Here is an 11,100-nt window from a genome sequence, read left to right on the forward strand (position 1 = left end):
CAGTGGCACAGCTGGGTAGTCACGTTTGGACTAGATAACCGCTGAAAGCATCTAAGCGGGAAACTGACTTTAAGATAAGTACTCTATAGACAACTTCGAGACTAGGAGTTAGATAGGTTGGGAGTGTAAGTGAAGTAATTCATTAAGCGGACCAATACTAATAAGTCGGAATCTTAATCAAGAGAAATTACTATGTAGTATTGAGTGTTTAAAAACTCAAAATATAAGTTGGCAAGAAAAGCTACGAGGGTACACCTAGTAACATACCGAACCTAGCAGTTAAGCTCGTAAACGCTGAAAGTACTTGGGGGGCAGCCCTCTGGGAGGATAGGAACTTGCCAACTTTTTTATTATTTAGGAAATTATAATTTTTTAATTCAAAAATTTAAAAATATAGTATGACATAAAATATAGAGATTTTTAAATTATAAAAAACATAAGTTAGGGTTATGTTTGTGAAAGTTATTAAATACTAAATGATAAAGGAAAAGCATAGTGAAAATCATATTTAGGAGTATAAAATCCTATTAAAATTATAGAAGTTCAGTACTTAGAATAAGAGAGTAGATTCTGTTTAAAATTTCTATATATCCTTTCTGCTTAAGAAAGTTTTTTCTAAAGAAATTAAATCTAAGAATTTTAATTTTTTAGTTTTATTATTTTTAGAATAAATATCATCTCAATATTTAAAGAAATATATTTAAGTTTATGCTTATAGAAAGTAAGATTATTATTCATGAATTATTATACACTAAAAAAGCACGATAAAAATCGTGCTTTTTTATATATTTAGAGTTATTTACTTAAATCATATTTAATATATTTTACAATTTGAATTATAATTGTAGGAATAAAAGCTAATAAATAAATCATTCCAAGTTGTGTCATATTAAGTGGAGTAGTTTCAAAGAATTTTCCTAAACTAGGAATAGTTAATATCAAAGTAAGTAAAATAGTTCCTATAAGGAAAGCAAAAACGGAAAATATATTAGACATAAATCCTAATTTTATTATACTACTATTTGTACGACAGTTGAATCCATGGAATAATCTAGCTAAACAAAGAATAGCAAAAGCCATAGTCATTCCAACTTCTGGAGAATATTTTAATCCTTGATAGAAACCATATAAAACAAATATAGTAATAAGTCCACCTTGTAATAAGATTTTAGTACCTAATTCTTTTGTAAGTATAGGTTCATTTATATCTCTAGGTTTTTCTTCTAGAATTCTATCATTTCCAGGTTCCATTCCAATAGCTATTGCAGGTAAACTATCAGTAACAAGATTTATAAATAAAAGATGTACAGGTGCAAAAGGCATTGGTAAATTTAACACAGAAGCATAAAAAACAGAAATAATACCAGCCAAATTTCCTGATAATAAAAATTTAATAGAATTTTTAATATTAGAATAAATATTTCTACCTGTAGCTACAGCTTTTATAATTGTTGAGAAATTATCATCAGTTAATATCATAGAAGCAGCATCTTTTGAAACTTCAGTTCCAGTAATTCCCATGGCAATTCCAATATCAGCTTTTTTAAGAGCTGGAGCATCATTAACTCCATCACCAGTCATAGCACAAATATTTCCTTTTTTTTGCCACATAGAAACGATTCTAATTTTATCAGAAGGAGAAACTCTAGCATAAACAGATATATTTTCAATTTCTTTTTCGAATTCTTCATCAGAAAGTTTTTCAAGTTCAATTCCTTCAATAGCTTTATCACCATCTCTAAGTATTCCAATTTCCCTAGCAATAGCAGAAGCTGTAATTTTGTGATCTCCTGTAATCATTATAGGTTTTATACCAGCTTTTATACAATCAGAAACAGCTTGTTTTGATTCAATTCTTGGAGGATCAATCATAGAAATTAATCCTACAAAAGTAAAGTTAGTTTCATCTGAATATTCTAAATTTTTATATTCATCAAATTCTTTAACAACAAAAGCAAGAACCCTTAGTCCGTTATTAGACATTTCAAAATTAGTTTTTTCAATAACTTCTATATCTTTTTCAGTTATTTCTCTAGTAATACCATTAGAAAGGATATATTTTGTTCTTTTTAAAATAACATCCAAAGCTCCTTTTGTAATCATAATATTTTTATTATCTATATTACAAAGAACAGACATAAGTTTTCTATCAGAATCAAAAGGAATTTCAGATAATCTTTTATATTCATTTCTTAAATCTAATTCTTTGATTCCTAATTTATATGCTAATGTAGTAAGAGCAGTTTCTGTAGGGTCTCCTATTTCGGCTCCATTACTACTTATAGCATCACTACATAAACAAGAATATTTTATTAAATTAAATTCAAAATTATTTTCTAAATTTATATTTTCACTATCAATAACTTTTCCATCAACAAAAATCTTTTTAACAGTCATTTTGTTTTGAGTAAGAGTTCCTGTTTTATCAGAACAAATTATAGAAACTGAACCTAATCCTTCAACAGCTTTCAATTTTTTTATTATTGCATTTTCTTTAGACATTTTTTGAGTACCAATAGCTAGAACAATAGTAACTATTGGATTTAAAGCTTCTGGAATAGCAGCTACAGCTAAGGCAACAGCAAATAGTAAAGATTCTAGTATTGTAACTCCATGATAAATATTAGTTCCAAATACAACTCCACAAAGTACTAATATTGAAATTGAAAGATTTTTACCAAAATTATCAAGAGAAATTTGTAATGGGGTTAAATTTTCTTTTGTATCTTTCATAAGAGTTGCTATTTTTCCAATTTCAGTTGACATTCCTGTTTTAACTACAACAGCTGTACCTCTTCCATAAGTAATTAAACTTCCAGAAAAAATCATATTTTTTTGGTCACCTAAAGGTAAATCTTCTTTTTCAATAATTTCACTACTTTTTTCAACACTTTCAGATTCTCCTGTAAGAGAACTTTCATTAGATTTTAATGAAAATGATTCGATAATTCTAGCATCAGCAGGAACTATATCTCCAGCTTCTAATTGTATAATATCTCCAACAACTACATTTTTAGAATTTATTTCTATTTTTTCTCCATTTCTAATAACATGAGTCTTAGGAGAAGATAAATTTTTAAGGCTTTCTAATGATGATTCAGCTCTTATATGTTGAACAGTTCCTAAAATAGCATTCATAGTAATAACAACAAATATTACTATAGAACTTTCAAAATTCCCTGTAAACATGGAAATTAATCCTGCAATAATAAGAATAATAACTAAAATATCTTTAAATTGAGAAATAAAAATTGAAAGAGCACTCTCTTTTTCTCCTTCCTCTAATTGGTTAGGACCAAACTTTTTTAGGTTTTCTTCTACTTGTGTCGAAGTTAGTCCTTTTTTAGTTACTTGAAGATTTTGAAGTATCTCTTCAGTACTTTGATTGAAATATTTCTTCATTTTTCCTCCTTAAAAAATTAAAAATAAAAAAGACCTTTAATATAGTTTTAACTATATTAAAAGTCTCGTTACCTACAAAATTAAAGGCTTGCAATACCAGACAGACATACTGTCGAGATTGTTGACATTGCAACTTAAACTACTCCCTTTTATATTAAATTTAATCTGAAAGAATTATAACATAATATAAAAAATTATGCAACCTAAAAATTAATTTTTTTATCAATATCAGAACTATTATTTTCTAATTTATCTAAATCTTTTTTATTTTCTTTTTTTAAACTTATGTCTTTTAAAAAGATTTCTCTTACTTTTACAACCATAATCATAAGAAGCATATAATGAATAACTTTATTTTTTTCAAAAGTCTCGCCTAGAAAATATTTTCCTAAAAAAAGTAATGCTATCCAAATGATTAAAACAATTAATAACATACCAACAAGTTTAAACCATGAATTCCAAAATTTATTTTTCATAAATTCTCCTTTAAAAAAGTATAATAGATATATACACTAATATAATACTTCCGATAACAGCATAAATATAATTTTTAAACATTAAAGAAAGAATAAGAGCACTAAAAGCTCCTATATATGAAGCAATGGGATTATTAGGAATAGATGAAAATACATCTGGTAAAACTAATGCCCCTATAGCTGAAAAAGGAATAGCCTTTAAAAATAAATTAGCTCTCTTTGAAAGTTTTATATTTTTCATAATTTTGAAGGGAAGAAATCTAGGAATAAACGTTACTAAAGTTAAACCTAAAATTAAGAAAAAAGTATTTTTATTCATCTGATTTTACCTCCTCTTTCAAAATAAAACTTCCTACAAATGAAGAAATGATAATAGCTAAAATTATATTCCAACCACTTGGAAATATTTTTAAATATTTTATACTCCAATTTATAAATCCAGAAAGAAGAATAATAAAAGTTATAGACAAAGATTTCCTCATTTGAGGAACTAACATAGAAATAAATAGGGCATAAATAGCTATTCCCATACTATCACTTATATTCTTAGGAAGAAAACCTCCCATAATATAACCAATTATAGTAAAAAACCACCAAAAAAAATGACCAATACATTGTAAAGGAATTATAAATTCAGGTTCAATTTTCTTTTCTTGTAAAGTAGACAGAGCAAAAGATTCATCTGTTACTAGAGGAGCAATAAGAAATAAATATTTTTTAGCTCTCTTACTAAGTTTATCATTTAAGGCTGAACTCATTAAAAATAATCTTAAATTCATCAAAAAAACAGTGAACCAAATTCCTAAAATGTTTGTATTTATATTCCAAAGATTTACAGCCATAAATTGACCAGAACCTGTTATTACAAAAAAAGAAAAGGCAAAAGTTTCAAATAATGAAAAACCAGAATTTTTAGCTGTTAATCCAAAAGTGACAGCTACAGGAATATAAGATATAAAAACAGGAATTCCAAAACTAATAGCATGTTTTATTTCACTATAATTTTTCATTAATACAACCTCTTAAATATTTATTATTTATTATAAGCATTTCCCATAAGACCAACAATTTCTTTAGCTTTTGTTATTTTTTTTCTAGCAATTTCACGAGCCTTTAAAGCACCTTTTCTTAAAACTTCATCAACATACTCAGGATTTTTCATAAGTTCTTCTCTACGTTCACGAGCTTCTTTAAAATATTCAAGAATAGCTTCTAATAATTCTTTTTTAGCGTGTCCATAACCATATCCACCAGCCATGAATTTGTTTCTCATTTCTTGATATTTTTCTTCTGACACAAAAAGTTTATAAAGTTGTGATATATTGTTATCAGGATTTTTAGGTGCTTCTAATTCAGTAGAATCAGTTACTATTGACATTACTTGCTTTTTTAAAACATTTTTTGGAGCAAACATATTTATAGTATTTCCATATGATTTACTCATTTTTTGTCCATCAGTACCTGGAACAACAGCTAAATTTTCCATAATTAATGGTTCAGGAAGCTTGAAGAAATCAACTCCATATTGTTGATTAAATTTCATAGCTATATCTCTAGCCATTTCAAGATGTTGTTTTTGGTCTTTTCCTACAGGAACTACATCAGAATCATAGATTAATATATCAGCGGCCATAAGAATAGGATAAGTTAAAAGTCCTGTATTTGGAAAAATACCTTTAGCTATTTTATCTTTGTAAGAATGCCCTCTTTCCATAAGTCCTACAGGTGTAACATTTGCTAAAAGCCAAGAAAGTTCTACATGTTCAGGTACATCTGATTGTAAAAATAGAGTACATTTTTCAGGGTCAAGACCTAGAGCAAGATAATCTAAAATAATATTTCTTGTACTTTCTCTTAAAACTTCAGGTTTTGTAAGAGAAGTTAAAGAATGATAATCAGCTACAAAATAGAATCCTTCATATTTATCTTGATTTTCAATAAATTGTTTCATGGCTCCAAAATAGTTACCAAGATGTAAAGTTCCACTTGGTTGTATACCAGATAAACTTCTTTTCATAAAATCCTCCTAAAATAAATTAAAATACATTATTCTCAATAAAAAAACCTGTGAAGTCACAGGATAAATTTCCTAGAAAATATTAATTAAAAAAATTATATCACTATATTTTATAATAATCAAGTTTTTACAATATAAATTAAGAAAGTTTTTTATAATTAAATTAAATAATAATTGATAAAAGATGAAAAATTATATTATAATATAAATATAGACAATAATATCTTAAATTTAAAGAGGGGTTGATTATTTTGAAATATATTGCAGGAGTAGATATTGGAGGAACAAATACTAAAATAGGTATATTAGATGAAGAAGGAGATATTATTATAAAAAAATCTATAAAAACATTATCTTTAGATGGTGTAGAAAAAACAATGATGAGAATATGGGAAACTATTTGTGAATTATTAAGAGAAAAAAATATAAATATAGATAATTTAGAAGGTATAGGAATGGGTATACCTGGACCTGTAAAAAATCAAGAAATAGTTGGATTTTTTGCTAATTTCCCTTGGGAAAAAAATTTAAATATAGCTGAAATTTTTAAAAATATAAGTGGAAAAATAACAAAAGTAGAAAATGATGTAAATGTTATAGCTTTGGGAGAAGCCAAACATGGAGCTGGAAAAGGTTCAAAAAGTAGTGTCACTATAGCTTTAGGTACAGGAATAGGTGGAGGCATCTGTATAGAGGGAAAAATAATTTCTGGATTTTCAGGTGCTGGTGGAGAAGTAGGACATATGAAACTTGTTAAAGATGGAAAACTTTGTGGTTGTGGGCAAAGAGGTTGTTTTGAAGCTTATGCCTCAGCTACAGGAATAGAAAGAGAAGCTATTTCAAGATTAAAAGTAAATAAAACAAATGAATTATATAAAAAATTGAATGGACAAATAGATAAATTAGAGGCTAAAGATGTGTTTGAATGTGCTAAGGAGGGAGACAAATTTTCTCTTGATATAGTAGAATATGAAAGTGAATATTTAGCTATGGGAATAGGAAATATTTTAAATTTAATTAATCCTGAAAAAATAATATTATCTGGAGGAGTATCTTTGGCAGGAGATATACTTTTAGATAGAGTTAAAGAAAAATTACCTAAATATGCTATGGGTGTAACATTACAAGATGGATTTAAAATAGAAATAGGTATTTTAGAAGAAAATGCAGGTATTTATGGGGCAGCAGCATTGATTGGTTAGTAGATTTACTAGGAGGAATCTATGTTTGAAAATAATATAAATTTAAGAGTAGAAGTAGTTAATAGTGTAAATAACTGGCAAGAAGCTATAGATATTGCTTCTTCAATGCTGATAAAAGATAAATGTGTCACTAAAGAATATGTAGAAGAAATAAAAGAAAATATAGAAACAAATGGAGAAAAATTTTTAGTAGACCATGATATATTTTTAGCTCATTCAAGACCAGGAAATAAGGTTAATAAAAATGCACTATCTTTTTTAAAAATAAATGAAGGTACAGTTTTTCCAAATGTAAAAAATAAGAAAATAAAATTAGTATTTATTATATCAACATTATCATCAAAACAGCACATGAATTGGTTGAAAAGATTTGCTAAAATAATGGATGATATAGAATTGGTAACGAAATTAAATAATGCTCAATCTAAAGAAGAAATATTAGAAATATTTAAAAATAAAATATAGAAAAGAGGAATCTAATGAAAATTGAAAAATTATTTAAAGATGTAGAATATACAGTTTTACAAATAGTATCAGATGAAATAACAGGTAAAAATATAGAATTTGATTCTAGGAAAATAGAAAATGGAGATATATTTATAGCTTTAGAAGGAGCTATTACAGATGGCCATGAATTTATAAATAAGGCAATAGAAAATGGAGCTAAAACAATATTAGTAGAAAAAGAAGTTCCTTTAGTAGAGGGGATAGGATATTTTTTAGTAAAAGATTTAAGAAAAAAAATGGGAATAATAGCTTCTAATTTTTATGATTATCCACAAAACAAATTAAAAATAGTTGGAGTTACTGGAACAAATGGAAAAACAACTATAACTTATATTTTAGAAAGTATATTAGGAGAAAATAAGATAGCGAGAATAGGAACTGTTGAGTATAAAATAGGGGAAGAGGTTATACCAGCACCTAATACAACTCCATCTTCACTAGAAATTATAAAAATTTGTAAAAAAGCTATAGAAAAAGGTATTAAATATTTAGTTATGGAAGTAAGTTCTCATGGATTAGATATAGGAAGAGTAGATATGTTGAGATTTGAAAGTGGTATATTTACAAATCTTACTTTAGACCATTTAGATTACCATAAAACTATGGAAAATTACTTTTTAGCTAAAAGAAAATTATTTGATTTAGTAAAAGATAAAAAAAATTCTATAATTAATATAGATGATGAATATGGGAAGAAATATTTTCAATACACAAATGGAATAAGTTATAGTACTAAAGAAGCAGCAGATATTCAAGGAAAAATAAAGAGAATAACTAGAGAGGGACAAGAAGTAGAAATAAAAATTTTTGATAAGGTTTATAATGTAAATTTAAAACTTCTAGGAAGATATAATCTTTATAACCTATTAGGAGCTATTGGAGCTGTTAAAATTTTAGGTATTAGCGATGAAGAAATTATAGAAAAAATAGATAAAATACATGGAGCACCAGGTAGATTCCAACCAGTGAAAACAGAAGCTGATTTTACAATAATAGTAGATTATGCTCATACAGGTGATGCTTTAGAAAATATTTTAAAAAGTATAAACGAATTTAAAACTAATAGAATAATTACAGTATTTGGTTGTGGTGGAGATAGAGATAAAACTAAAAGACCAATCATGGGAAGAATAGCAGAAAAATATAGTGATATAGTAGTTGTAACTTCTGATAATCCAAGAACAGAAGAACCAAATGAAATTATAAAAGATATAGTTATTGGTTTAGAAAAAGATAATCATATCATTGAAATTAACAGAGAAAAAGCTATTGAAAAAGCTGTTGAATTGGCTCAAAAAAATGATATAATTTTAATAGCTGGTAAAGGACATGAAAATTATCAAATAATTGGAAGAGAAAAAATTCATTTTGATGATAGAGAGGAAGCTATAAGAGCTGTAAATAATTTAAAAAATATTGTGAGGTAAGAATGATAAATAAATTAGAAAAAACAAGAGAAATAAAAGTTAAAGATTTTACAATAGGAGGAAAACAAAGATTTACTTTAATAGCTGGACCATGTGCTATTGAAAGTGAAGAAATGTCTTTAGAAGTTGCAAAAAAAATAAAAGATATTTGTGATAAGTTAGGAATAAATTATATTTTTAAATCATCTTTTGATAAAGCTAATCGTTCATCTATTCATTCATATAGAGGTGTTGGAATGGAAGAGGGACTTAGAATATTAGAAAAAGTCAAAAACGAAATTGGAGTACCTGTTATTACAGATGTACATGAAGCGTGGCAATGTGAAAAAGTGGCAAAAGTAGTAGATATGCTTCAAATACCAGCTTTTCTTTGTAGACAAACAGACTTAATAATAGCAGCTGGAAAAACAGGACTTCCTGTAAATGTAAAAAAAGGGCAATTTTTAGCTCCTTGGGATATGAAAAATGTAGTAACAAAAATGGACGAAATAGGGAATCCAAATGTTTTACTTTGTGAAAGAGGAAATGTATTTGGATATAATAACTTTGTAGTGGATATGAGAGGATTATTAGAAATGAGAAAATTTGGAGTACCTGTTGTATTTGATGCTACTCATTCAGTACAAATTCCTGGAGGACTTTCAAGTTGTTCAGGTGGAAATAGAGAATATGTATTTCCATTAATGAAAGCAGCTCTTTCAGTAGGAGTAGATGCTATATTTGCAGAAGTTCATCCAAATCCGGATACTGCTCCTTGTGATGGACCAAATATGCTATATCTTGATGATTTAGAAGAAGTTTTAAAAGTTGCTATAAAACTTGATGATATAGCAAAAGGATTATAATAAAATTATTATTTCAAATAAAGATGTTTCAAGGTAATAATTTTTAATTATTATTTTGTTACATCTTTTTTATAAATAAAACTAAATAATGTTTTTAATATTTTCTCATTTCCATCATAATATTTTTTAAATTGACTAAAAAAATTAAAAGTGATATAATAATTAAACTAAAATATTGACTGATAGTTCATTTTAATTTAAAGAGGATAGAAATAACAAATGAAAGATTTAGAAAAAATAAAAGAAAATATAAAAAATCAATTATCAAAAAAAATAGGAAAAGAGATTGATAAAAAGAATTTAATATTGATGAATGAGGGGGAGTATATAAATGCTGCTGTATTCAGATATAAGGATGAAATTTTGGATTTAACTATAAAAGATTTTTCTACTTCTCCTTGGATTTTAAAGAATACTTTAGGAAAAATTTTTGTTAAAAGAGAAGGAAATTCTTTAAAAAAATTAGAAAATAATCCTTCAGTTACTAAAAATATAATATTTTTATCAAAATATACTCTAGCTTTTGATTTTATAAAAGGCAAACCTTTAAAAAGTTTTTTAGATAATAGTATAGAAAAAGAATTTTTCTTAGAGTTAGAAAAAAATGTGATGGAAATGCATAAAAAAGATATAGTACATTTAGATTTAAGAAATTTAGGAAATATAATAGTTGGAGAAAATGAATATCCGTATATAATAGATTTTCAATCATGTATTTCTATAAAGTGGTTACCTAAAAAATTAAAAAATCTAATAAAAGGTGCTGATATAACAGGAATATATAAATGTTGGAATAAAAAATGCAAAGAACCACTAGATGAAGAAAGAATAAAATATTTTAATAATTTCCAAAAAATTAGAAAAATATGGATTTTTAGAGGATATCCTCTAAAAAGATTAAAAGAAGCTATAAAAAAGAAAATAAAAAAATGAAATAGCAAAGTATTGAAAAATAAAGAAAAACTATAAATTCGTAAAAATAATAAAAAAATATGTTGACATATTTTAATTTCTAAGGTATAATTAATCTTGTCCGTGAGATACGGAACTAAGGACATTAACAACAGAATAGAGATATATGACAAGCAAACAACCATATTTTGGTGTTTAATAACGGTAAGTGTTAATAATTGACCTAGTCAATAAATATAAAGTTTTAATGAAGAGTTTGATCCTGGCTCAGGATGAACGCTGACAGAATGCTTAACACATGCAAGTCTACTT

Annotated in this window: 10 protein-coding genes and 2 rRNA genes; 7 read left to right on the plus strand and 5 right to left on the minus strand. The window is 26.2% G+C overall.

The window, feature by feature from the left end; genetic code table 11:
- Together T364_RS0106735 and rrf are read left to right on the plus strand one after the other, a co-directional pair.
- A 23S ribosomal RNA gene (locus tag T364_RS0106735) occupies positions 1-181 on the plus strand; the annotation flags it as partial.
- 46 nt (positions 182-227) lie between these two features.
- Positions 228-344: ribosomal RNA gene (gene rrf / locus T364_RS0106740) — 5S ribosomal RNA — on the plus strand.
- A 451-nt stretch (positions 345-795) separates the two neighbouring features.
- Here the strand turns inward: rrf and T364_RS0106745 are convergent.
- The 5 genes from T364_RS0106745 to trpS form a co-directional block, all read right to left on the minus strand.
- Positions 796-3,402, minus strand: coding sequence for a cation-translocating P-type ATPase (locus T364_RS0106745; protein ID WP_027128900.1), 2,607 nt, complete (start codon positions 3,400-3,402; stop codon positions 796-798).
- Between the two features lie 203 nt (positions 3,403-3,605).
- On the minus strand, positions 3,606-3,878 hold the full coding sequence (locus tag T364_RS10650) for a hypothetical protein (RefSeq protein ID WP_051532680.1): 273 nt from the start codon (positions 3,876-3,878) through the stop codon (positions 3,606-3,608).
- 10 nt (positions 3,879-3,888) lie between these two features.
- Positions 3,889-4,197, minus strand: coding sequence for a branched-chain amino acid transport AzlD family protein (locus T364_RS0106755; protein ID WP_027128901.1), 309 nt, complete (start codon positions 4,195-4,197; stop codon positions 3,889-3,891).
- Positions 4,190-4,888, minus strand: a complete 699-nt coding sequence (locus tag T364_RS0106760) for an AzlC family ABC transporter permease (RefSeq protein ID WP_027128902.1) — start codon at positions 4,886-4,888, stop codon at positions 4,190-4,192. Before T364_RS0106760 ends, T364_RS0106755 begins: the two co-directional genes overlap by 8 nt.
- Before the next feature lie 23 nt (positions 4,889-4,911).
- Entirely contained in the window at positions 4,912-5,895 is a 984-nt protein-coding gene (trpS, locus tag T364_RS0106765; RefSeq protein ID WP_027128903.1) for a tryptophan--tRNA ligase, read from the minus strand.
- Positions 5,896-6,146: 251 nt separating this feature from the next.
- Between trpS and T364_RS0106770 the strand changes: the two genes are divergently transcribed.
- From T364_RS0106770 to T364_RS0106790, 5 genes are all read left to right on the plus strand, one after another.
- Positions 6,147-7,097 (plus strand): ROK family protein, encoded by a 951-nt coding sequence (locus tag T364_RS0106770; RefSeq protein WP_027128904.1) that lies wholly within the window; start codon positions 6,147-6,149, stop codon positions 7,095-7,097.
- Between the two features lie 21 nt (positions 7,098-7,118).
- Positions 7,119-7,562 (plus strand): PTS sugar transporter subunit IIA, encoded by a 444-nt coding sequence (locus tag T364_RS0106775; protein WP_027128905.1) that lies wholly within the window; start codon positions 7,119-7,121, stop codon positions 7,560-7,562.
- Between the two features lie 14 nt (positions 7,563-7,576).
- The gene (locus tag T364_RS0106780) at positions 7,577-9,031 is read left to right on the plus strand and encodes a UDP-N-acetylmuramoyl-L-alanyl-D-glutamate--2,6-diaminopimelate ligase (RefSeq protein WP_035945508.1); all 1,455 of its coding nucleotides are present in this window, start codon (positions 7,577-7,579) and stop codon (positions 9,029-9,031) included.
- A gap of 2 nt (positions 9,032-9,033) precedes the next feature.
- Positions 9,034-9,876 (plus strand): 3-deoxy-8-phosphooctulonate synthase, encoded by an 843-nt coding sequence (kdsA, locus tag T364_RS0106785; protein ID WP_027128907.1) that lies wholly within the window; start codon positions 9,034-9,036, stop codon positions 9,874-9,876.
- Between the two features lie 219 nt (positions 9,877-10,095).
- The gene (locus tag T364_RS0106790) at positions 10,096-10,809 is read left to right on the plus strand and encodes an RIO2 family protein (protein ID WP_051532681.1); all 714 of its coding nucleotides are present in this window, start codon (positions 10,096-10,098) and stop codon (positions 10,807-10,809) included.
- The last annotated feature ends 291 nt before the right edge of the window (positions 10,810-11,100 follow it).

It is taken from the genome of Fusobacterium perfoetens ATCC 29250, from assembly GCF_000622245.1.
Taxonomy (GTDB): Bacteria; Fusobacteriota; Fusobacteriia; order Fusobacteriales; family Fusobacteriaceae; genus Fusobacterium_B; species Fusobacterium_B perfoetens.